Origin of the sequence: Salinibacter ruber DSM 13855, from assembly GCF_000013045.1 — a bacterium.
Classification (GTDB): domain Bacteria; phylum Bacteroidota; class Rhodothermia; order Rhodothermales; family Salinibacteraceae; genus Salinibacter; species Salinibacter ruber.
The window spans coordinates 914,425-934,766 of sequence record NC_007677.1 but is presented as its reverse complement, the minus strand read 5'-3'; the positions used below and the strand labels follow the sequence as shown (position 1 = coordinate 934,766).

The window sequence follows — 20,342 nt, the reverse complement described above, 5'->3', positions numbered from 1 at the left end:
GCACTATCCCAGCGGCTCCAATTCGTCCGCCACGGGCCCGAGCAGTTCCTCCCCCCGCACGAACGCGAGGCTCTGATCGATGTCGTCCTCCAGCAGGTAGTCCGCCTCCCGATGTGCAATCGTCTCGCGGACCGTCTCGTGGGCCCGCTCGACGCCCCGCCCCGGGCGCAGCGGCCGGCGGTAGTCGAGGGCCTGTGCCGCGGTGAGCAGCTCGATGGCGAGCACGCGCTCCACGTTTTCTAAGATGTCGAGCAGCTGCACGGCCCCCACGCTGCCCATGCTCACGTGGTCCTCCTGCCCGAGGCTCGTGGGGATGGAGTCGACGGACGCCGGGTGGGCGAGGCTCTTGTTCTCCGACACGAGCGCGGCGGCGGTATACTGCGGCATCATGTAGCCGGAGTTGAGGCCCGTGTCCTCCATCAGGAGCTCCGGAAGGCCGTCGTGCCCCTCCAGCAGCAGGTAGATGCGGCGCTCGGAGATGCTGGCGAGCTCGGCCAGGGCGACCCCCGCATAATCGAGCGCCAGGGCGAGCGGCTGGCCGTGGAAGTTGCCGGCACTGATCACGTCGCCGTCCTCAAAGACGAGCGGGTTGTCCGTCACGCTATTGACTTCGCGCTCCACCATGTCGGTCGCGTGACGGAGCGCATCGCGGCTTGCGCCGTGTACCTGCGGCACGCAGCGGAGGCAGTACGGGTCCTGCACTTTGCCGCAGTTGCGATGCGACTCCAGGATTTCGCTGTCCGTGAGCAGGGTGCGCACGTTGGCGGCCACCTGCTGGGCCCCAGGGTGCGGCCGGACGTCGTGCACCCGCTCGTCGAACGGCTTGATGCTGCCCTGCAGCGCCTCCAGGCTCATGGCCGACAGCAGGTCGGCGATTTTGACGAGCCGATGGGCCTCGTGGAGCACGTGGGCCCCGTACCCGCTCATTTGCTGGGTGCCGTTGATGAGGGCAAGCCCGTCTTTCGGCCGCAGCGTGATCGGCGCGAGGTCGTGCTCGTCGAGGACGGCCCCCGCCGGGCGCACGTCGCTCCCGTCCTCCGTCCAGAAGCGCCCCTCGCCCAGCAGCGGCAGCGCCAGGTGGGCCAGCGGCGCGAGGTCCCCCGACGCCCCGACGCTGCCCCGGCTCGGGATCGCCGGGACGAGATCCCGCTCCGCAAACAGGAGCAGCCGGTCGAACGTCTCACGGGAGACGCCGGAGTGGCCCAGGCCCAGCGCGTGGATCTTGAGGTGGAGGATGAGGCGGCTGAGGGCCTTCGGCACGAGGTCGCCCACCCCCACGGCGTGGCTGAAGACGAGGTTGCGCTGGAGCGTCTCCAGGTCGTCCTCCGGCACGCGCTTCTGCGCGAGCGCCCCGAAGCCGGTGTTGATGCCGTAGTGCGCCTCCCCGTCGCCCAGCGCATCTTCCACCCGGTCTCGCGACCGGTCGACGGGGGTCGGGTCCTCCCGGAGCGCCGAGAGGCGGGCGTCGAGGTCGGCGTGGAGGGAGTCGATCTGCACCGGGGCGTCGGGACAGGCGGCAGGCATAAGAGACGAGAGCTTGTTCGGAGAGATGTGGAAAGACCAGGTGGATCGCCATATTTATTCTGGGATCCTGTTCGAACGGAAGGGCCGGCGAGACGTTGCTTGTTTTCCGTATTCACCTCACGCACTTTTGCTTCCTCATGGCACCCCCCGACGTTCTCGTGATCGGGGCCGGGCTGGCCGGCCTGAACTGTGCGCGCCACCTCCACGAGCGCGGCCTCAGCGTGCAGGTGGTGGAGGCCACCGACCGGGTGGGCGGGCGCGTCCGAACCGACACGGTCGACGGCTTTCGGCTCGACCGCGGATTTCAGGTGCTCCTCACGGCCTACCCCGAGACGCAGCGCGAGCTGGACTACGACGCGCTCGACCTCCACCCCTTCCACGACGGCGCCCTGGTGCGCTACAACGGCCGCTTCCAGCGGGTCGCGGACCCCCGCCGGCACCCGTGGGACGCCCCGCGCACCGTCCTGGCGCGCATCGGCACGCTGGCCGACAAGCTGCGGGTGCTGCGCCTGCGCCAGGCCCTCGCCGACCGGTCAATCCCGCAGATCATGGAGCAGGAGGAGCGCCCCACGATCGAGGTTCTCCGAGAACGCTGGGGCTTCTCCTCCGTCATGATCGACCGCTTCTTCCGACCCTTCCTCGGCGGCATCTTCTTCGACCGGGCCCTGCAGGCGTCGAGCCGCATGTTCGAGTTCGTCTTCAAGATGTTCGCGGAGGGCCGGACGGTGCTGCCCGCCGGCGGCATCGACCGCATTCCGGCGCAGATGCGCCGCGACCTGCCGGACGAGGCCGTTCGGTTGAACACGCGCGTCGAAGCAATCGACGAGCAGACCGTGACGCTCGCGACCGGCGGTGCCCTGGAGGCGCCCCACGTGGTGGTTGCGACGGAGGCGCCGGCGGCGAACCGGCTCGTGGGCGATGTGTCCCCGACCGAGGGCCGCTCGACCGTCTGCCTCTACTACGATGCCCCCCGGTCCCCGCTCGACGATCCGTTTCTCGTCCTCAACGGCGAGGGCGTCGGCCCCATCAACAACCTCGCCGTGCCCTCGGACGTGGCGCCCGGCTACGCACCGGACGACCGCGCCCTCGTGTCCGTCGTGGTGGTGGGCAGGCCCGCAGAGGACGAGGCGGCACTCCAGCGGTCGGTGCGGGCCCAGCTGATCGACTGGTTCGGGCTGGAGGCGGGCGGCTGGACCCACCTTCAAACACAGCATCTCCCCTACGCCCTGCCCGAACAGGCCCCGCCATTCCTGTCCCCTTACGAGCGGCCGGTGCGCCGGCGCCGCGGGCTGTACGTGTGCGGCGACCACCGCCGCACCGCGTCCCTCAACGGCGCCCTCGCCGCGGGCCGGGCCGCCGCCGATGCCGTCTGGGCGGACCACACGGACTGAGCTCCCTGTCATGATCCTCCTTCCCCTCCACGCCGCGGCCACCCTGGTCATGTTCGGGGTGATCCTCATCGTCCAGCGCGTCCACTATCCTCTTTTTCGCTACGTTCGAACGGCCGACTACGAGGCGTTTCAGGCGATCCACATGCGGCGCATTACCTGGATCGTGGGGCCCGCCATGGCGGTGGAACTCGCCACGGCGGGGTGGATCGCCTGGGCCCCGCCGCCCGGCCTGCCCGCGTGGATGGGCTGGACGGGCCTGGCGCTCGTGCTCGCCATTTGGGCCACCACCGGCCTCGTGCAGGTGCCCCTCCACGCGCGGCTCACGCAGGGCTTCGACGCCGCCGCCCACCGCCGCCTCGTCGCGACCAACTGGGTCCGCACGGCCGCCTGGGCGCTCCGGGCCGGGCTCGTGTGCTGGATGCTCGGGCGGGGCCTGGGGGGCTGAGGGGCGATGGGGCCCTCCCTGGCTGCTTCTGTTCCCCCCCTTCCTCAACCATGCAGATTCAATTCTGTAGGGATGCACCGCTGAGTCCTGAATATGTCAAGCGGGTTGATATATTCCACCCGCCCAATCAACTTGACGTACCCGTTATTTTGGTTCCCAAAACCTTTACTTCTTTAGAAGGTTGTCCAGATGGGTGTGTGTTTACCCTGATTCTTTTCGCATAGCTAAACAGGTCGTCCTGCAGCTAAAAAGTGAGCTGTGATGTATGATCGAACCTGAAGGCAAGGGCTCGGCCGCGCAGGAAATTGCCAATACTGGAGCCGATACTGCAGGTGCAACTACTGGAGCCACTTTGGGAATGTTGTTGGGGGGTCCAGGCGGTGCAGTCTTTGGAGCAGCGGTGGGTCCCCCTTTGTCACACGCTTTTAGGAAAATCGGAGCTGAGATCAATAATCGATACATCAGTCCAAGGGAGGATAAGCGGGTTGCTTCAGCACTCCAACATGCCATTGAGCGAACTGGAGAAAAGCTGGAGGAGGGAAAAGAGATTCGCAATGATGGCTTCTTCGATGAGGAAACAGACAGTCGAAGTACAGCTGATGAGATCATAGAGGGGGCTCTAATCGCAGCTCAACGAGAGCATGAGGAGCGTAAGATTGAGTACATTGGGTCCCTGATTGCAAATATCTGCTTCGACGAGTCGTTGGACAGCTCTCAGTCCAACGCCTTGATCAGCACCGCTGAACGCATGAGTTGGAGGCAGATCCGGATCTTATCTTACATCTCGCGCCTACAGGAATTCACCGGACGAAACAGGGAAGCTCACACTTTCGATTTCGTTAGTATACGAGGATTAGAGCTGCCCCCAGACGATTTTTTGCATGAGTTCTCGGAATTACAGCAAATGAGACTCCTGATGGATCTAGAGGCATTTATGGATTTTCCTCTCGACCCCGAAAAGTACGTTGTATCAAAATTCGGCAGGCAGTTGTATTCACTAATGGAGCTTGATAGTGTATAAATTTCGGTGCTTCAAGAGATTCATGATTTGTGCAAGTTTGGGCGCTACAATGTGTGATAATGCAGTCTAACAACAGCGCGATGACGCGACTCGCTCCAATCGCACTTCTCCTGATTGCCCCAATGCTGGGAGGCGGGTGTGCCGGAAGCCGTCTGCCGGAGGACCCTCCCCAAACGCTGCAGCAGGTCAACGAGCAGCTGGACGGGCGCTGGGCGCGCATCCGGCAGGCCAACGGAGACCTGATCGAACACGTCGAGGATGTGACGGTGGGCCCGGACACCACGACGTTCTACCACCGGATGGACCAGGAGGAACGATTTCTCCCCACGCGGCGCGTCCGTGCGGTGCAAGTCCAGAAACGCAGCAGGTCTCGAAGGGGCTTCATCGCAGGTGCGGTCCCGGGCTTGTTTCTCGTAGCCCTGGGGGTGAGGGAACGTATCGACCGTTCATCGGACTCCTGGAATGCTCTCTCCGTACTGACGATCGGAGGTGGGCTGATGATCGCGGCAATCGGCGGGGTACTTCTTGGCACGGTCGGCAGCGCCCTCGGCACGGACGAGTGGACCACGGTCTATCACGGACCTGCCGAGGGTGATTGAAGAGCACCGCGGAAAGCAGAGCCCGAACAGTCGGTGGAGATCGGCAGGACAGGCCCATCTGGGCCGGTGAGTGGGTCAAGACCGTAGATCTATCTCGGCCTCACCGGGCTGTTCTAAACAGGGATGGGAACCGCCCGCATCACAAGAGCCTAGGCGCCTCTCATTCCGCCACGGTGCCGCCCACGGCGTCGTCTTCCGGGACGCCCTCGGGCTTCTCGGCAGGAGCATTGGCAGGATCGGCCTCGTCGGGGCCGAGCCCGAGGGCGTCCTCGACGACCTCACGACCGTCCTCGAACGCCGTCCGCAACTGCTGGGCCGTCGCCTCGTCCACCGGTGCCTCCGTAGGAACGCCCGCGTCTTGTTCGGCCGTCTGACCAGCGTGCCCGTTCGTCTCGGAGGCATCGCTTCCCTCCTCCATCGGGCTGGAGGCGTCGTGCGCTCCCTTCTCTTCGGCACCGGGGTCGCGGGCGTACGCCGCAATCTCGGCGTCTGCCGCCTCCCGAAGCGCCTCTTCACGACCGAGGTGGGCCGCCAGGGCGCGCCGCTGTGCCTCTGTGGGATCCCACCACGTCGTTAGGTAGCGGCGGAGCCGCAACGCCCCGGCCCCGATGCAGAGCCAGGCCACGTCCGCGGCCGCCCAGTCGTCGGCCGGGCGGTGGAAAACCGGTCGCACCCGGTCGCACAGGGCAAGCCGGTGCTCAGCGTCGGCCTCCGCCAGGAAGGGCGACGGCGGCTCGGTGCGGTCGTAGGACAGGTGCAGTTGCTCCTGCGCCCGCGTGAGGGCGACGTAAAACAGGCGACGCTCCTCCTCCCGGCGGGCGGCCGGGGCGTCGTCTGTGTCGGAGTCCTCGGACCCGGAATCATCGGATGCCCCCGCCGAATCGTCCTCGTCGGGAGGGGGCATTGTGCTGTCGTCGCGCGACGTGGGGATCGTGCCGTCGTTGCAGCCCGGCACAAACACGACGGGCCACTCGCGGCCCTTGGCCCGGTGGATGCTCCGGATTTCCAGCACGTCCGCCTGGGCCCCACGATCGGGGCGGTCCACGGAAATCTCCTTGATTCGACGGAGGACCGACGCGACGTCGGGGTGTCCCCGCGCGAAGTCGATGAGCGACCGGGCCGTCCGGATGCGCCGGTCGGCCAGCTCCTCGAAGGCGCTGTAGCGCCGGAGGTAGTCCTCGTAGTCGAGGGCCTTGATGAGCCAGTCGACGGTCCTGTGGGCCGGCTCGTCGAGCCGGTCCACGAGCTGGTCGGCCGTGTCCAGGAAGCGCTCCACCCGCTCGGCGGTCCGGTCGTGCATCGCCCCCATCGAGGCGGCGAGAAGGTCCGTGATCGACGTCTCGTCGCCGACCGCCTCCCGACAGAGGCGCGTGATGAGGTCCGTGCTGACGTACCGGTTCGGCTCCCGCATGAGCTTTTGGAACCGGTCGACGTAGCGCTGCGCGTTGCGCCGGTGGTCGAACCAACCCGCCGTGCGGACCGTCGCTTCGAGGGTGCCCCAGAACAGGTGCCGGAGCAGCACCTGGACCGGGCGGCGGCGGTAGAAGGGCACGTTTCCCACGATCCGGTAGGGCAGATCGCGGTCGATGAAGACCTGCTCGAGGGACGGCGTCTGCGCGTACTGGCGGACGAGCACCACCATTTCGGGCAGGGTGCGGCCCGTGTCGAGCTGAGACTCGATGGCACCGGCTACATGGGTCGCCTCGGCGTCGGCCCCGTCGGCGGCGTGGACCTGCGTGCTGCCGCCGAAGCCGCGGGTCAGGTTGAGGTGCTTCTCGCGCCGGTGGTCGTTGTGGGCGATGACCGCGTTGGCGAGAACCGTGTGCGGGGCCTGCGACCGAAACGTGTCCCGGATGAGGTACTCGTCGGCCTCGTACTCTTCCCGAAAGTCCAGAATGAACGACGGGTTTGCCCCGCGCCACTCGTAGATGCACTGGTCGTCGTCGCCCACGGCCATGTAGTTGCGGTGCGGCTCGGTGAGCACGTCCAGCATCTGGTACTGGACGCGGCTGATGTCTTGGAATTCGTCGATCAGGACGTGCTCGTAGGCCTGCTGGGCCCGTGCCCGCAGGTCGTCGAACCGGAGGAGGGCCTCCCACCCTTCCAGCAGCATGTCGTCGAACGTGACCCACCCCTCCCGCCGCCGCTCTTCTTCGTAGTACTGGTAGAGGGTGACGAAGTCCTCGTTGTCGTGCTCGGCCTGGCGGGCCTCCTCGCGGGCCGCGGGCGGGAGGGCCGCCTCGTCCAGGTCGGGGTAGCAAAGCTGAGCCTTCCAGGCGCTGACCTGGTCCTCCAGCTCGCCGCGATCGATGTCCAGCTCGTGGTCGTCGACGTCCCGCTCGCGGGCGAGGCGCGTGAGGGCGCGGCCGGCCAGGACCGGGCCGAGGCGGGACGGGTTCAGATCCTCGTCCCCGAGCCGACGCGACCAGTGGTGCTCCGCCTCGGCCCACTTTAGGAACTGCCGGCCCAGCGAGTGCAGCGTGCGGCAGTTTACGTCCGGCAGCCCGAGCTCCGTCAGCCCCGCCTCCAGGTCCTGCGCCGTGGCCCGACTGAACGAACTGGCCAGGATGTTGCCCGGGGCCACGCCCCCCTGCGTCACGAGACGCGCGATGCGGTGGACCAGCGACGTGGTCTTCCCCGCGCCCGCCACGGCAAACACGAGGGCCGGCCCGCGGCCGTGCTGGACGATCCGGGTCTGCTCGTCGGTAAGCTGCTCGCGGTCAATCATGAGACACGGACATGAGACAAGGGGCACGTACCGCCACGCTGCTCGCCGCGGTACGAAATGGACGCTACGCGGTGGGCGGGGTCACCCAACGGTCGGTCAGGTCGTCGATCTCAGCCCGAAGGGCCCGGTCTTCACGGACGGGGTCGACCGCCGGCATCCACCCGGGCAGGTCGGGCGCGGCCCCCTCGGCCCGGCCCTCCGCACGGAGGTGGGTCAGTTGCGTCAGGGCCAGCCCCAGGATCGACAGAATCGTCGCGAGATGGCGCGTCTGGCCGTGTGCCCGTCGGGCCGAAAGGGCGCCCATGGAGACGACGTCCTGGTTGTCTCCGTTCGTCGGGATCGAAGACGTGGCCGCCATCTGCGCGTCGTTGCGCATCTCGGCCACCAGGGCCGTCGCGGTAAGCTGCGTGCCGCCGAATCCGCTGTTAGGGCCCGGCTCCCAGGCAAGCAGCGGCGGGGCCCCGCCGTTCTGGTCCGGGGACAGGAGCACGTCCAGCTGCCGCTCGGCCAGCACACCCGCCTGGGTGAGGGCCTCGTTCAGGGCGTCGGCGGCGAACGCAACCTGTTGGCCCTGGAAGTTTCCCCCGTGGAGCACATCCGCCCCGTCCGTGTCGAACACCGGATTGTCCGTGGCCCCGTTCAGCTCCGTCTCGACGAGGTCACGGGCGTGCCGGAGCTGCTCACGAACCGCCCCCAAGATTTGGGGGGCACAGCGGAGCGAGTACACCTCCTGAAGGGGACGTTCTTCCGAGGGACGCGCCCCCTCCCGCGTCGCCACGTCCCGAATTGCGGCGGCACTTTGGACTTGTCCGGAGTGGCCGCGGGCCCGATGCAGGTCCGCGTCCAGCGCCTCCCGCGAGCACCCCAGAAGTCGGTAGATCAGACCTGTGAGGGCCTCGGCCCGCTCCAACAGACGCCGCCCGCGGGCCACGGCATGCGCCGCGTAGGCCGTCATGAAGGCCGTGCCGTTGACCAGCCCCAATGCGTCGCGGCGGCCCAGCCGCAACGGAGCACACCCGACCGCCTCCAAGGCCTCGGCGGCGTCCAGCAGCTCGCCGTCGCTCGTCACCACGGCCCCGTCCCCGGTGCAGACCCGAGCAATGTGCGCAAGCGGTGTGAGGTCGCCACTCGCCCCCAGGGACCCGACTTCGGGGACCGCTGGGATCAGGCCGGACTCGAACACCTCGATCACCTCGTCCACGAGGGCGGGCCGCACGGCCGAGTGCCCCTGCACCAGGGTCTGGAGCCGCGCGATCATCGTGGCGCGAACGAGCGGCGGCGGCGCGAACGATCCGGCCCCGGCCCCGAGATGAGCAATCAATTTTCGTCCACGGTCGCCTTCGGGGGACGGCCCGTGGGCCGACGCCGATTCTTCGTCGGACTCCACGGCCTCGTCCACGAGCGGCCCGAGGCCGGTCGTCACGCCGTAGACGGGGCGTCCGGCGTCCCGGGCGCGCTCCAAGGCGGCACGCGAGGACGCGAGGGCTTCTGTGGCCGCATCGGTCGTTCGGAGCCTCGTGTGCTCGTCCCGGGCCGCCGCTTCGATGTCCTCACAGGCAAGTGCGACATCCGGACCGATCCGCAATGCGGGCGTATCCGGTGCGGAGGGGGTGGACATGGGCGGGCGTCAACTGAGGGGATTCCGACAAGCGAAACACCGGACGGCGCGGCCGGACGAACACATGCGGTCGGGACAGGGACGGGTAGCGCGCGCCCGAAGCAGATCGATGCGCCAACCGAGGGCCCAAGAGGCCGGTCTCTCGCAGCGCCAACGCGTCCCTAAACCGGTTCGTACCGCCTAAAACGGGAGGTCATCGTCGGGCTCGAAGGTCTCGTCGCTACCGGGCTGCCCATCTCCGCCGGACTGGCTCGGCGGCCCTCCGCCCGAGGCGCCCCCCTGGCCGCCGGCGCGTCGCTGGCTGGGGGCAGGACTCTGGCCTTGCGCCGGCTGTCCGCCTCCGGGAACGGCCCCGTCCGGCCCCTCCCCAAGAAATGTCGCCTCCAGGGCTTTCACTTCCGTCGAGTAGCGGGTGTTGCCGTCCTGGTCCTCCCACTGGTTGGTCTCGATCTTCCCTTCGAAGTACACCTGCGAGCCCCTCTCGAGGTACTCGTTGCACACTTCTCCGAGACGCCCCCAGGCCACCACGTCGTGCCACTCGGTCTGCTGGACCTCCTCCCCGTCGCTGTTGGTGTAGGACTCGTTGGTGGCGAGACTCATGTTGCAGACGGCCGTCCCGCTGCCGGTATATCGGAGCTCCGGATCGTCCCCGAGGTTCCCGATCAGGACGACTTTGTTTACGCTTCGAGCCATGGCGTTCAGTGGGGTTGTTGAGGACAGTGTCGAGGTCGTAAGGGCGTCGGTGCCAAACCGCTGCCGGAGCGCGAAGAGGCCTCCGCGTCGTACAATTGTTCAAGCGATTGGGGCCGCTCTGGTTGCACGCCTCAAACCGCGCCGACGGGAGCCGCAGACCGCCCTCAACCAGAGGCGGGGCGGCGGACGCTCGTCCAAACCCGGCGCGCAAGCTTGGCGTCGTAGAGGGCGCGGTGGTGATGTCCCTCCGTCGGAATTGATACGTCTAGGCGCTTCGCCGCGTCAGTGAGCGCGACCCGCTCCGCGTCCCCGAGGACGCGGGTGGCGTCGGGCTGCAGATCCCGCCACGTGCTGTCCTGAATCCGGCGGTGGGTCTCGGGGCACTCGGCCAGGGCAGCGGTCTGAAGGAGCATCCGCCTGTCGTAGGTGGGCCCGAAGGTCCACACACACTCGGCATCGGCCAGGACCGTGTCCAGCCGGTCGGCAACCGTCGGGAACGGGGGGGCATCCGCCAGCTCCTCATCCGTGATGCCGTGCACCCGCCGGGCGCCACGGGTCACGGGCGCCAGGGGCGCCACGAGGGTGTGAATCAGCACCTCCCCCTGGGCCGCGACGACGCCAAGCTCGATCACGGCATCCTGGGGCCCCGAGCCGGTGGTCTCTGTATCGAGAAAAACGTCCATTGCCGAGCAGGGGTGGTTGATCGGGGCGTTCGATCGAGGCGGCTTCTGAAGCGCGCGTGCTTCCTTCTTCCCGTGGCCGGCCTCTTTTTCGGTCTTGACCGGGGGACTGGGCGCAAGGCGCGTCCATCCTTCTCTGCGCAACGGGAGACGTACCGGGTGCCTCTTCCGGGCCGGGCATCCAGGTCCACACACGGTAACTTTTTGCGGACCGGGCGTGTTGAGGCGAGGTGGGATCGTTTCCCGCAGATCAACTTTTGGCCTGCCGGACGGTGACGTCTACGGCCTCCGGCAGCTGCACCTGGCCGAGCTGAGCGACCAGCTTGGGGCCCGCCGTCCACATCTCAATCGCGCGGTGGTGGATGTGCTGGCTGAAGGACTCGTCGCGGCTCGGCGGTCCGTTTGTCCTGCCCTGGCGCTCGTCCGCGGCGGCTTTCTTGCCGACCGGAAGGGGCACCGCGACCGGCGCCCGGGGCTGGCGGTCGGATACGAACTGGGTGATCTGCCGGACGGCCCGGTCCACCATCTGGTGATCCGTACTCGAGAGGCGAATCTGGAGCACCGGCGGGTTCTTGCGGCCCTTCGGGGGAATTGCGTCCGGAATGGAGGAGGGCGCGAGGTTGACCAAGCGGCCCTGCCCCTGGTACCCACCGGCCCGAAGATCGCTCTCGAGCTTCAAGAGAGCCCGGTCTCGCTCGTCACGCTGCTGATGCCAGCAGTCGTGGGTCGGCCACGGCCAGCTCAGGTTGTCGAAGAGCGTGAAGGGGCCGCTGCCGTCGGTGTGCAGGTACACTTCTTCCCCGCACCACCAGCAGTCGAGCCGGCAGGTGAGTGGGTGATTCAGGTCCTGAAGGCTCCAGTCCTGGCTGATCCTGGGGACGGACCCGCATTCGTGGGTGTGCTGGGACGAGGCGCCCTCTGCCGCCGGCTCCAGGGAACGCCAGGTCCCATCGTCGGACCGGGCCATCCGGACCAGCTGCCCACACCGGCTGCACGTTTTGAGGTACGTCGCCCCCTCCGCCTCGGCGGAGTTGGGAGCGTCTTGAGCGGAGTACACAGGCGAGTCGGTCATACAAAAAATCGGTAGCGGATAGATGTTAAGTGATGGCTTCGTTGTACCACTCCACGAACAGTTTCGTCGTCAGATGGAGCATCCGTTCTGACTCGGAGGCCGCTCGCGTCCGGCGGACATACCGGGCCAGCTTCTGGCGCAGTCGCCCGAAGAATCTTTCCACGTGGGCCATCTCACCACTGGACTTTCCGACCTGCCGGTGGCTGGGGTCGCCCGCAAACACTGGGCGATAGGACTTCCAGAAGTCGCTGAAGCTTCTGCCCTGACGGTATTCCTCCGGAATCCGGCTCCAGAGCCGAGCACAGGTTCTGGCCGAACGGTCTCCGATCACAAATGCCACGACCTGCCGGGTTCTCCGGCACAGAGCAACCCACAGCCACCGTTTATTCGCCCGCTCTCGGACATACGTCCAGCATTCATCGAGTTCAAGGACATCGCCTTCCTCAGCAGGCCGGAGCCCTTCGGCTACTGAATCGGATTCTCGTCCCTTTTTTTGAGCCACCGGGTCAATGTATTGCGGCTGATGCCGAATATCCGGCTGATTGCCCGCTTTGACCCGCGCTCGCGGTAAGCACGGAGGATTTTCTCTTTCTCCTCCTCGGAGTAGCCTCGCGGCTCTGGATCGAGAACCTTGTGCGCTCCACAGTCCTTGCAGTGATACTGCTGAGAGCCGCTAGCGCTGTGTCCGTTTTTGACGATGTTCGAGGAGCCACACTCTCTACACTCGTAAGTCTCTTTGATCATCGGATAGACCAGGCTGGTGGGCCAGACGCGACGCAGTTCAAACAGAAAGACTCACTACTTGTTGAGCCGCTACCAAAAAATCAATCTGTGAGGCAGGACCCTACGCGGACACCATCGGTGCCTCCGCCCCCTGATGCCAGGGTTCGGACCGGCCCCGCAGGCCGGGCGCTGTCCAGTAACGGGACCCAGCGGGGTAGGGTCTCCACGTCATGTGTCTGTTTCGGAGTTTTTCACGTCCACCGCCGGGACCGGGGCTGTCCTCCGTTCTCCCCCCGATGCCCGGAAAACCGAGTTTAAAACTCCCGCGTCGTGCCCGATAACTCTAGTGTTGAAGTATATCAAATCTATTTTCGTTGTGCCTGCCCCCTTTGTGTCGGCACTGCGAGGGGCGCATTTTGTCGTCCCTGCCCCGTTGCTCCAACGGAAGAGGCCGTCCACACTGGCATCTGAACAGATTGACCCCGATCGGCCATGCCTTCACCCCACGGCACATCCCGCCTGTACTCAATGGAGGTTGATGCTGAAATCAACGCGGTCCGGTTTCGCTGGACGGGACAGCCCACAGGGGAGGAGTTTCGATACGGCGCCAACCAGCTTCTCGAGTTTGTTCGGTCGCGTGCGGTGGCTGGACTGATCGTCGATGCACGGAATGTGACGGCCCATCAACGCTCTAGCATAGAGTGGCTGGTCCGGGAGTGGATGCCAGAGGTGGCGGCGGCCGGCGTCGAATACGTCGCGGTCGTCCACGAGGATGATCTGATTGCCCGAACCGAGATGGAGGCCCTCAACGAGCGGTTTCGGCAGGCCGAGACCGCTCCGCTTTTCTTTCCCACCGATGCCCCAGCGGACGCCCGGAAGTGGATTGCGGAACGGGACCGGAGCACCACCTCCCTGTACCACATCGGCCAGTACCTCTCGTCCCTGCAGCTGTTTTCGTTTTCCTAGGCGGTCGGCCGGGCCCCGTATCCCGTCCCGTCCCAGCCCACTGGCCCAGGCGCGTCTCGGGGTTCGCTGTCCCTCCCCTCCCCCAACGGTCGTTCCCCGCCTGCATCACGGCTCCGGCGCTCTCGTATAGGGGATCGCCCGTTTTCTGCCGTGTCCCACTGTTTTCATGAACGCCCTCGTCTACGACGATTTTGACGCGCCCCTGACGCTCCGGACGGTTTCACGGCCCACCCCTACGCCGCGGGGCGTCGTGCTGCAGGTGCTTGCGTGTGGGGTGTGCCGGAGCGACTGGCACGGCTGGAAGGGGCACGACCCGATGATCACCCCGCCGAACGTGCCGGGGCACGAGGTCGTGGGGATCGTGACGGCGGTCGGGGACCGTGTAGAGGAGTGGTCTGGGGGGGAGCGCGTGACGGTGCCGTTCGTGGGCGGCTGCGGCACATGCGCCCAGTGCCGCGCCGGCCAGCATCAGGTGTGCCCCCATCAGTTTCAACCCGGCTTTTCGGCCCCGGGGGCCTTCGCCGAGTACGTGGGCATCGACTACGCCGACGAGAACCTGGTCCGCCTTCCGGGGTCGATCGACGCAGTCACCGGGGCGAGCCTCGGCTGCCGCTTCGCCACCGCCTTCCGGGCCGTGGTCGACCAGGGAGCGGTGCGCAGCGGCGAGTGGGTGGCCGTCCACGGGTGCGGCGGCGTGGGCCTGTCGGCCGTCATGATTGCCCAAGCCGCCGGCGCCCGGGTCGTCGCGGTGGACGTTGCCGATCCGGCCCTCGCGCTCGCCGACGAGGTGGGGGCCAGCCGCACGATCAACGCCGACGACACCGAGAACGTGGCCGCCGCCGTCCGCGAGGCCACCAGGGGCGGCGCCCACCTCTCCCTCGACGCCCTGGGCAGCCCGGACACGTGCCGCAACTCCGTAGCGAACCTGCGAACGCACGGCCGGCACGTCCAGGTCGGCCTCCTGATGGGCGAGCACGCACGCACCGCCATTCCCTTCGACCGCGTGGTGGCCGACGAGCTGGAGGTGCGCGGCGCACACGGCCTGCAGGCCCACCGCTATCCGGCCCTCTTCAACATGATCGAGACGGGCCGCCTCCATCCCCGTCAGCTCGTCCGGCAGACGATCTCGCTTCCGGAGGCGGCCGATCGCCTGCGGCAGATGGGCGACTTCGCCGGCACGGGCATCGCCGTGATTGATGACTTCGGGGGAGGCAGGACGCAGGCAGAGGTGTGACCCCAGGCTCCCCGAGAGGAACCGGCGCGTCGGGGCCCCGCTACAGCTCCACCATCACTTTGATGGATTCCCGCTCGTCCATCGCGGCGTAGCCGTCGGGCACCTCCTCCAGGCCGATGGTCGTGTCGAAGACGGGCGACGGGTCGAGCGTCCCGTCGAGGACGTCGTCCATCAGCTCGGGGATGTACGCCCGCACCGGCGCGATGCCGCCCTGAAGCGTGATGTTCTCCCGAAAGAGCCGGAACATGTCCAGCCCTCCGTCCTCGGCCCCGAACGGAACCCCGACGTAGCCGATCGTCCCTCCCGGCCGGCATACGCTGATCGCCGTTTCGATCGCCGAGGCCGCGCCAACACACTCCATGACGTGACGTGCGCCCCCACGCGTCATTTCTCGAACCTCCTCGACCGCCTCTTCCCCGCGGCTAGAGACAATGTCCGTTGCGCCGAAGCCGCGGGCCTTCTCGAGCCGCTCCTCGTGGTGGCCCATCGCAATGATGCGCTCGGCCCCGAGCCGCTGGGCGGCCAGCACGGCACAGAGCCCCACGGCCCCGTCGCCAACGACCACACAGGTCGAGCCGGCCTCCACGCCCGCCGACACGGCCGCGTGGTGCCCCGTGCCCATCACATCGGTCAGTGGGAACAGCGCCCGGAGCAGCGACGCGTCCCCCTCTGCGCGTTCAGGGATTTTGACGAGCGTTCCGTCGGCCTGCGGGGCGCGGACGGCCTCCCCCTGGGCGCCGTCATGTTCTGCGGCCCAGACGTTGCCGTGCACGCAGGAGGTGTGCAGCCCCTGCCGGCAAAACTCACAGGTGCCGTCGCTGATCGCGAAGGGCGCGAGCACGCGGTCTCCGGGCTCCAGAGAGCGCACCTCGCTCCCCACGTCCTCAACCACCCCCATCGGCTCGTGGCCCGTGCGCCAGCCGGCCTCGTAGTCCCGGTGCCCACGGTAGAACCACAGGTCCGACCCGCAGATCGCCGTGCGGGTGATGCGCAGGATGGCGTCGGTGGGCGCTTCGATGCTGGGGTCGGGCACATCCTCGACGCGGATGTCGCCCGGCTCGTGGAAGACGGCGGCTCTCATCGGTTGGAGGAGCGTCAGGTTCGGAACGGAGAATTCGGCACGAATCCACGGCGGCCCCGTGGCTCTACGCCACCGCGATAGGTGGGGCCGCCGGGTCAAATTCTCTTTCATTCACGGGGGCATGCCTCCTACGTTTCTGAGGAAGGAGGGGGCAAGGCCGGGTTGAACGGTTCGTCCCCCTCTGACAAGCGCGTAAACGCAGCCGGAAGGGACGGAGGCGGGTTTGTTACAAGTCTGTACCGCTTTCCACACCTGCTGAAGGGAGCTCAGCATTTTCAGCCCTCGCGCCGCCCCCACGGAATCTGAGCCGGCCCCAGGGGACAGAGCGGCACGAAAACGGACTGCGGGCGGGTCTCTTTTCCCCGGATGGTGACAGTCGCCCCGTGTAGCTGTGCCCCAGGCGGGGAACCTCCCGGGCGCCTCAGAACTGAGATTCCTTGCGCATCCTCCTGAGACCGTGGTCTCGACGATGACGAGGCATCAGAGCGGGCCCGGGGCACGCAGGGTCCCGGCAAACGTGCCCGCCCCGCCGCACCGCGCTCAGCTCCTTTCCTTCCTTGACCGTCTTCCAGCAACCATGCAGCGACTCATTCAGTCGGAGCTTGCCCGCCACCTGAACGTGCGCCGGGCCGCCGTGGCGCGGGCGACGCGCCGGGGGGAGTCCTGCGAGGGCCACCCCGTAGCCGCCTGGGCACTGCGACGCGGCCGGCAGGTGATCTACGAAGTGCCCGACGAGGCGATGTCAAAAATCACAGAGACGGACACGACGTACCTCAAGAGGCAGAGCCGGGTCCTGAGGGCCTTCATGCGGGGCGGACAGGAATGACCCCTCCGGACTGGGTGTTACGGCCCCCACCCCGGATCGGGGCCCCACTCCAGAATGCCGTTCCACACCCGGCCGATCCGCCACAGCACCTCCCCGACCTCGTTGACCCCCGCCGGCCCAAAGGCCCAGATTCCCCCGGCGATGATGACGAGAACCGCGGCGGTCTCGCCCCAGGACGCCTGCACCCACAGGGCCACCAGCATGCCCAGCCCGGCCCCCAGTGCCACGAACAGCATGCCGGCCCGGACGGGGTCCACGCCGGCTCCTCCCCCCGCCCAGCCCCCACGGGGCGCCGGCAGGCGGGACTCCCCACCGAGCAAGAGGCCGCCGAAAAACAAGAGAAGCAGGCCGATCAGGCAAAAAATCGCGCCGTAGGTGAGGGCGCTGCGGACGTAATTCACGGTGAATGGGGTTTGATTACACGAAGGGAGTCCCCTCAAAGACTTCCGCTGAGCGACCCTTGGGGCCTCTTCGTCCGGAAAGCGGCAGCCCCAGGGCACGGTTTGTTTTCGTCTTCTGTCCTCGTCCTTCAAATGCACATGCAGGCTGCCGGTCATCTCGTTCAGCGGATACCCGGAACCGGCCAGGGACGATGCCGATCCGGGAGACGGACCAGACCCCCTTCCTGGGTTGCACCCGCCAAACGGAAGACAGCCCCGCCCAATCGACGGGAGCGGGTCCGCAACGCCTGGGTCGACCACGCAACCTTTCGACCTTGTTACTCTCGGGTCCAGGCCCTAGGCGAATCGATCGTCGTGCCGTCCATGTCCAAGTTGATGAATTGTCTTGCCCGATAGGCGGCACAGACACGCTTCAGTTCGGGGACCCGTCCGTTTCCCGTCAGGTCCCCAGTCGCCGTCGGCTGGGGGGAGCCGTCGTGCCGAGCCTTTGGGGGACCGTTTCGCCATGCATGCTCCACGTTGAGATCCCTCGCTCGCCATGGGCGTCCAAAGCGACCACGACCTTTCGGATGAAGACGTGTCCCACGTCATCGGCATGGCCTGGAAAGACGACGTGCCCTTCGAGGCCATCGAGGCGCGGTACGGACTTGACGAAGAAGCCGTCATCGCACTGATGCGCGACCGACTGAAGCGGTCGAGTTGGAAGCTCTGGCGCGAGCGGGTCAGCGGCCGCCCGTCGAAGCATGCCGCCCGACAGTCTCTGACCGACTCGGTCAGCAAACGCCCCCCGGGTGCCCGTTCGCTGGAGCCCCTCGACGGCCCGAATTCCCCTGCAGATCTGGAGGATGGGTCTCCATTTCGGGACCGTCCGGGCGACACGGACGGCGCACCCGATGTCCCCGAAAACGACGACCCGGACCCGGACGGGTAGCGACCGGCGGGACGCAAGACGCTGATGGGCCGTTCAGTGCCCCTTCCGAAGGCGACTCGTCGCGGGCCGACCGCTTCGGTTTTCGCCCAGGCAGGCACACCGTCCCCCCAGCAGACGAGACAGGGTCTGCTCGTCTGTTCTAGACGCCGCCCCGTCACCATCCCGAACGCCTCCTCGGCCGTTGGCACTGCAGAGCCACATCCCCGATCCGCAAGCGTAATAAAGATGATAAAAGGGTCTTCTTTTAATAAAATAGGCGAACCTTCGCCTCCTTCGTGCCGAATGACTTCCCGCGAGGAAGCGACGGGCTCAAGGATTCGGGACTGGGGACTTCGGCACCGGTCCCCTCGGCAGCGAATTGCATTTGCCGGTCCGGGCGTGGGCGTCGGTCGCTTCTCTCTGTCTCAACAGCTGGTCACAGATGCCTCCGTGCTGATGTACTGGAAGACCTCCCCTGCCCGCTCGTCCGCATGCCCGCGCTCCCTCCTTCTCTCCGCCCAGGCGCTCCTCTTCGGGGGCCTTCTGCTGGCTGCCGCCGCTCCCCCGGCGGTCGCGCAGGACGGGCCCACGGCGAATGCGGGCGAGAGGCCCGAAGAGCGCAGCTACGTTGCCATCGGCGTGAGCGGAACTGATCTTGGGCCGCTCAACAACCGCCTGTCCGCCAACAGCTACCCGACCTTCTCCACAGAGCTGCTGTCCATCGGCGGAGGCACGTACCGTGTCGTGGCGGGCCGTATTCTGCTGGGGGCCGAGCTAAACGGCCTTCTCGCCCCAAGCCAGGGGTTTGAGGGACGGGATGTCTTTCTCGGGGGCGGGTACGGGCTGTTGTCGCTGGGGTATTGGATTGAGCCGACCCCTCGGCTGCGCGCGTTCCCAACGGCGGGCGTCGGGGCGGGCGGCCTCCTGCTCAACATTGGGGACGACGGCTCGGCCCATTTTGACGACGTTCTCGCCGATCCGAACCGGTCCGCCACGCTCAGCACGGGGAGCCTGCTGGTGAGCCTAGGGGCGGGGCTGGAGTATCAGTTCGGCACGCCGGGGGGCGATGGGCTTCGTCTCGGCCTGCGGGGCGGCTACCTGCTCTCCGCCCTCAGCTCCGACTGGCAGCTCGGGCAGAGCCGCCTCGGGGGCGGCCCGGACGCCAGCATGCAGGGGCCGTTTCTCCGCCTCACCGTGGGCGGGGTGAGGGCGGCGCTGGGCGACGCAACCGGCGACAAGCAGTGAACGCGCCCGACGAGGCGCCCAACGATCTCTTGCCTCCGCGATTAGTATGCCTGATCTCCCGCTCGTCTCGCATGTTCTCCCGGCCGCGCTCGCCCTGCTGGCGTACGTGGGCGCTGGTCTCGGGTACGTGCTCACCGCACCTGAGGGCGACGGCAGCGGCGGCACACCACGACTGTGCTGTGCGGCGCTTGAGCACTACCTCGATACCCATACGGTTTCGGCCCCCATCGAGCACGCCCTGCGCCGCGGCACAGTGGCGGTGGGCATGACCCGCCGACAGGTGATCTTGCTTCGGGGCGTCCCCCGGGCCTACGCGTCCGAAGGCAAGCGCCCGCTGCTGATCTACGACGCGGAGGACACTGCGACGCCGTCCTGGCTCCACGTTCGGTTCGAGGACGGGCGCGTCGCGTCCGTGCGGCGGGTGCCGGCGGCCGGAGTGCCGGCGTAGCGGGCCGCCGGGGTCTTCTGTGGGGCATTGGGAATGCTTTCGCATGCATCTGTCGCCACTCCGTGTACGCCGATGGCCCTCTGGTCCTCCGCGCTCGTGCTGTACTTGCACATCCTCAGCTTCATGCTCACCTACGCCGCGGTGGCGGCCGAGTACGCCCTGCTGCGCGGCCCCACCGACGCCGCCACGGTCCGGTCACTGGGGACGGCCGACCTCGTGTACGGAATTGCCGCCGTCGGCGTGTTCGTCACCGGTGCGGTGCAGGTTCTGTACTTCGGGAAGGGGTTCGCCTACTACATGCAAAGCCCAGTGCTGTGGACGAAGGTCGGGCTGTTTACGCTGGTCGGCGTGGCGTCCGTCTACCCCACGCTCACGTTTCTGCGGTGGCAGGCCGAGCTCGACGGCGAGGACGTGCCCGTTCAGAACCTGTTGGGGCTCTCGATTCCCCCGCGGGCAGCCCCCCGCAACGGGCGACTGCGGAGCACCGTCGGGCTTGAACTCGGCCTGCTGACCCTCCTCCCGCTCCTCGGCAGTGCACTGCACTACGGGCTCGGCTGAGACGCCGGGGGAACTCGGCCCCCACCCAATGACGATGCCGCGTGCGCCTACGCCCCCCTTGCCGGCCGATTCGCACGGTCGTCCTCGACATTTCTTCCACATCACACCGGGAGGGAGGCGCGCATGGACAGACCACCGGGCCGTTCTCATTTAACGTCGCACACATTTTGTGGACCAGA

At 67.1% G+C, this 20,342-nt stretch carries 20 protein-coding genes; 11 read left to right on the top strand and 9 right to left on the bottom strand.

The features are described from left to right. Positions 1 to 3: 3 nt before the first annotated feature. Positions 4 to 1,524, bottom strand: coding sequence for a histidine ammonia-lyase (gene hutH / locus SRU_RS03835; RefSeq protein WP_164923498.1), 1,521 nt, complete (start codon positions 1,522 to 1,524; stop codon positions 4 to 6). Between the two features lie 137 nt (positions 1,525 to 1,661). On the opposite strand from hutH, the gene SRU_RS03830 reads away from it, so the two are divergent. The 4 genes from SRU_RS03830 (at position 1,662) to SRU_RS03815 (ending at position 4,980) form a co-directional block, all read left to right on the top strand. Beyond that, a complete protein-coding gene (locus SRU_RS03830; RefSeq protein ID WP_011403490.1) occupies positions 1,662 to 2,915 on the top strand; it encodes a protoporphyrinogen/coproporphyrinogen oxidase in 1,254 nt (417 codons plus the stop codon). A 10-nt stretch (positions 2,916 to 2,925) separates the two neighbouring features. Beyond that, on the top strand, positions 2,926 to 3,360 hold the full coding sequence (locus SRU_RS03825; RefSeq protein ID WP_011403489.1) for a hypothetical protein: 435 nt from the start codon (positions 2,926 to 2,928) through the stop codon (positions 3,358 to 3,360). A gap of 265 nt (positions 3,361 to 3,625) precedes the next feature. Next, positions 3,626 to 4,381: a hypothetical protein gene (locus tag SRU_RS03820; protein WP_164923497.1), complete on the top strand. Its 756-nt coding sequence runs from the start codon at positions 3,626 to 3,628 to the stop codon at positions 4,379 to 4,381. A gap of 80 nt (positions 4,382 to 4,461) precedes the next feature. Beyond that, positions 4,462 to 4,980, top strand: a complete 519-nt coding sequence (locus SRU_RS03815) for a hypothetical protein (RefSeq protein WP_011403488.1) — start codon at positions 4,462 to 4,464, stop codon at positions 4,978 to 4,980. Between the two features lie 160 nt (positions 4,981 to 5,140). Here SRU_RS03815 and SRU_RS03810 read toward each other — a convergent pair whose 3' ends face one another. The 6 genes from SRU_RS03810 to SRU_RS03785 all read right to left on the bottom strand — a co-directional run bounded on the left by SRU_RS03810 (position 5,141) and on the right by SRU_RS03785 (position 12,515). Next, positions 5,141 to 7,708 carry an ATP-dependent helicase gene (locus tag SRU_RS03810; RefSeq protein ID WP_011403487.1) on the bottom strand — a complete coding sequence of 856 codons (2,568 nt, stop codon included), beginning with the start codon at positions 7,706 to 7,708 and terminating at the stop codon, positions 5,141 to 5,143. A gap of 64 nt (positions 7,709 to 7,772) precedes the next feature. Next, positions 7,773 to 9,326: an HAL/PAL/TAL family ammonia-lyase gene (locus SRU_RS03805; protein WP_011403486.1), complete on the bottom strand. Its 1,554-nt coding sequence runs from the start codon at positions 9,324 to 9,326 to the stop codon at positions 7,773 to 7,775. A 180-nt stretch (positions 9,327 to 9,506) separates the two neighbouring features. Continuing rightward, on the bottom strand, positions 9,507 to 10,019 hold the full coding sequence (locus SRU_RS03800; protein WP_011403485.1) for a single-stranded DNA-binding protein: 513 nt from the start codon (positions 10,017 to 10,019) through the stop codon (positions 9,507 to 9,509). Positions 10,020 to 10,183: 164 nt separating this feature from the next. Further along, positions 10,184 to 10,702, bottom strand: a complete 519-nt coding sequence (locus SRU_RS03795) for a 3'-5' exonuclease (protein ID WP_164923495.1) — start codon at positions 10,700 to 10,702, stop codon at positions 10,184 to 10,186. A gap of 247 nt (positions 10,703 to 10,949) precedes the next feature. Then, complete coding sequence (locus tag SRU_RS03790; protein ID WP_103017379.1) at positions 10,950 to 11,771, bottom strand: uS10/mL48 family ribosomal protein; 822 nt, start codon at positions 11,769 to 11,771, stop codon at positions 10,950 to 10,952. Positions 11,772 to 11,796: 25 nt separating this feature from the next. Then, positions 11,797 to 12,515, bottom strand: a protein-coding gene (locus SRU_RS03785; protein WP_076611408.1) for an IS1-like element ISSru3 family transposase whose coding sequence is annotated in 2 segments (ribosomal slippage) — positions 11,797 to 12,264 and positions 12,267 to 12,515 — 717 coding nt in all. Because the reading frame shifts where the segments join, the coding sequence is not laid out codon by codon here. Positions 12,516 to 12,986: 471 nt separating this feature from the next. On the opposite strand from SRU_RS03785, the gene SRU_RS03780 reads away from it, so the two are divergent. Then, on the top strand, positions 12,987 to 13,460 hold the full coding sequence (locus SRU_RS03780; RefSeq protein ID WP_011403482.1) for an STAS/SEC14 domain-containing protein: 474 nt from the start codon (positions 12,987 to 12,989) through the stop codon (positions 13,458 to 13,460). A 166-nt stretch (positions 13,461 to 13,626) separates the two neighbouring features. Next, on the top strand, positions 13,627 to 14,694 hold the full coding sequence (locus SRU_RS03775) for a zinc-dependent alcohol dehydrogenase family protein (protein ID WP_011403481.1): 1,068 nt from the start codon (positions 13,627 to 13,629) through the stop codon (positions 14,692 to 14,694). 40 nt (positions 14,695 to 14,734) lie between these two features. On the opposite strand, the gene SRU_RS03770 is transcribed toward SRU_RS03775, so the two are convergent. Next, positions 14,735 to 15,775: a zinc-dependent alcohol dehydrogenase family protein gene (locus tag SRU_RS03770; RefSeq protein ID WP_043552013.1), complete on the bottom strand. Its 1,041-nt coding sequence runs from the start codon at positions 15,773 to 15,775 to the stop codon at positions 14,735 to 14,737. Positions 15,776 to 16,352: 577 nt separating this feature from the next. Here SRU_RS03770 and SRU_RS03765 point away from each other — a divergent pair. Continuing rightward, the gene (locus tag SRU_RS03765) at positions 16,353 to 16,601 is read left to right on the top strand and encodes a hypothetical protein (protein ID WP_164923494.1); all 249 of its coding nucleotides are present in this window, start codon (positions 16,353 to 16,355) and stop codon (positions 16,599 to 16,601) included. A 17-nt stretch (positions 16,602 to 16,618) separates the two neighbouring features. On the opposite strand, the gene SRU_RS03760 is transcribed toward SRU_RS03765, so the two are convergent. Beyond that, positions 16,619 to 17,002, bottom strand: coding sequence for a hypothetical protein (locus SRU_RS03760; RefSeq protein ID WP_103017375.1), 384 nt, complete (start codon positions 17,000 to 17,002; stop codon positions 16,619 to 16,621). Positions 17,003 to 17,540: 538 nt separating this feature from the next. On the opposite strand from SRU_RS03760, the gene SRU_RS03755 reads away from it, so the two are divergent. The 4 genes from SRU_RS03755 (at position 17,541) to SRU_RS03740 (ending at position 20,163) form a co-directional block, all read left to right on the top strand. Next, complete coding sequence (locus SRU_RS03755; RefSeq protein ID WP_011403479.1) at positions 17,541 to 17,933, top strand: TIGR03643 family protein; 393 nt, start codon at positions 17,541 to 17,543, stop codon at positions 17,931 to 17,933. 435 nt (positions 17,934 to 18,368) lie between these two features. After that, positions 18,369 to 19,157, top strand: coding sequence for a hypothetical protein (locus SRU_RS03750; RefSeq protein WP_237701920.1), 789 nt, complete (start codon positions 18,369 to 18,371; stop codon positions 19,155 to 19,157). 46 nt (positions 19,158 to 19,203) lie between these two features. Continuing rightward, positions 19,204 to 19,605, top strand: coding sequence for a hypothetical protein (locus SRU_RS03745; RefSeq protein WP_011403477.1), 402 nt, complete (start codon positions 19,204 to 19,206; stop codon positions 19,603 to 19,605). Between the two features lie 72 nt (positions 19,606 to 19,677). Next, positions 19,678 to 20,163, top strand: a complete 486-nt coding sequence (locus SRU_RS03740; protein ID WP_237701918.1) for a DUF2214 family protein — start codon at positions 19,678 to 19,680, stop codon at positions 20,161 to 20,163. Positions 20,164 to 20,342 lie beyond the last annotated feature (179 nt).

Bases quoted from the DNA above. Each gene is read 5' to 3' on its own strand.
- hutH (WP_164923498.1), bottom strand. From the start codon at position 1,524: ATGCCTGCCGCCTGTCCCGACGCCCCGGTGCAGATCGACTCCCTCCAC.
- SRU_RS03830 (WP_011403490.1), top strand. From the start codon at position 1,662: ATGGCACCCCCCGACGTTCTCGTGATCGGGGCCGGGCTGGCCGGCCTG.
- SRU_RS03825 (WP_011403489.1), top strand. From the start codon at position 2,926: ATGATCCTCCTTCCCCTCCACGCCGCGGCCACCCTGGTCATGTTCGGG.
- SRU_RS03820 (WP_164923497.1), top strand. From the start codon at position 3,626: ATGATCGAACCTGAAGGCAAGGGCTCGGCCGCGCAGGAAATTGCCAAT.
- SRU_RS03815 (WP_011403488.1), top strand. From the start codon at position 4,462: ATGACGCGACTCGCTCCAATCGCACTTCTCCTGATTGCCCCAATGCTG.
- SRU_RS03810 (WP_011403487.1), bottom strand. From the start codon at position 7,708: ATGATTGACCGCGAGCAGCTTACCGACGAGCAGACCCGGATCGTCCAG.
- SRU_RS03805 (WP_011403486.1), bottom strand. From the start codon at position 9,326: ATGTCCACCCCCTCCGCACCGGATACGCCCGCATTGCGGATCGGTCCG.
- SRU_RS03800 (WP_011403485.1), bottom strand. From the start codon at position 10,019: ATGGCTCGAAGCGTAAACAAAGTCGTCCTGATCGGGAACCTCGGGGAC.
- SRU_RS03795 (WP_164923495.1), bottom strand. From the start codon at position 10,702: ATGGACGTTTTTCTCGATACAGAGACCACCGGCTCGGGGCCCCAGGAT.
- SRU_RS03790 (WP_103017379.1), bottom strand. From the start codon at position 11,771: ATGACCGACTCGCCTGTGTACTCCGCTCAAGACGCTCCCAACTCCGCC.
- SRU_RS03780 (WP_011403482.1), top strand. From the start codon at position 12,987: ATGCCTTCACCCCACGGCACATCCCGCCTGTACTCAATGGAGGTTGAT.
- SRU_RS03775 (WP_011403481.1), top strand. From the start codon at position 13,627: ATGAACGCCCTCGTCTACGACGATTTTGACGCGCCCCTGACGCTCCGG.
- SRU_RS03770 (WP_043552013.1), bottom strand. From the start codon at position 15,775: ATGAGAGCCGCCGTCTTCCACGAGCCGGGCGACATCCGCGTCGAGGAT.
- SRU_RS03765 (WP_164923494.1), top strand. From the start codon at position 16,353: ATGCAGCGACTCATTCAGTCGGAGCTTGCCCGCCACCTGAACGTGCGC.
- SRU_RS03755 (WP_011403479.1), top strand. From the start codon at position 17,541: ATGGGCGTCCAAAGCGACCACGACCTTTCGGATGAAGACGTGTCCCAC.
- SRU_RS03750 (WP_237701920.1), top strand. From the start codon at position 18,369: ATGTACTGGAAGACCTCCCCTGCCCGCTCGTCCGCATGCCCGCGCTCC.
- SRU_RS03745 (WP_011403477.1), top strand. From the start codon at position 19,204: ATGCCTGATCTCCCGCTCGTCTCGCATGTTCTCCCGGCCGCGCTCGCC.
- SRU_RS03740 (WP_237701918.1), top strand. From the start codon at position 19,678: ATGGCCCTCTGGTCCTCCGCGCTCGTGCTGTACTTGCACATCCTCAGC.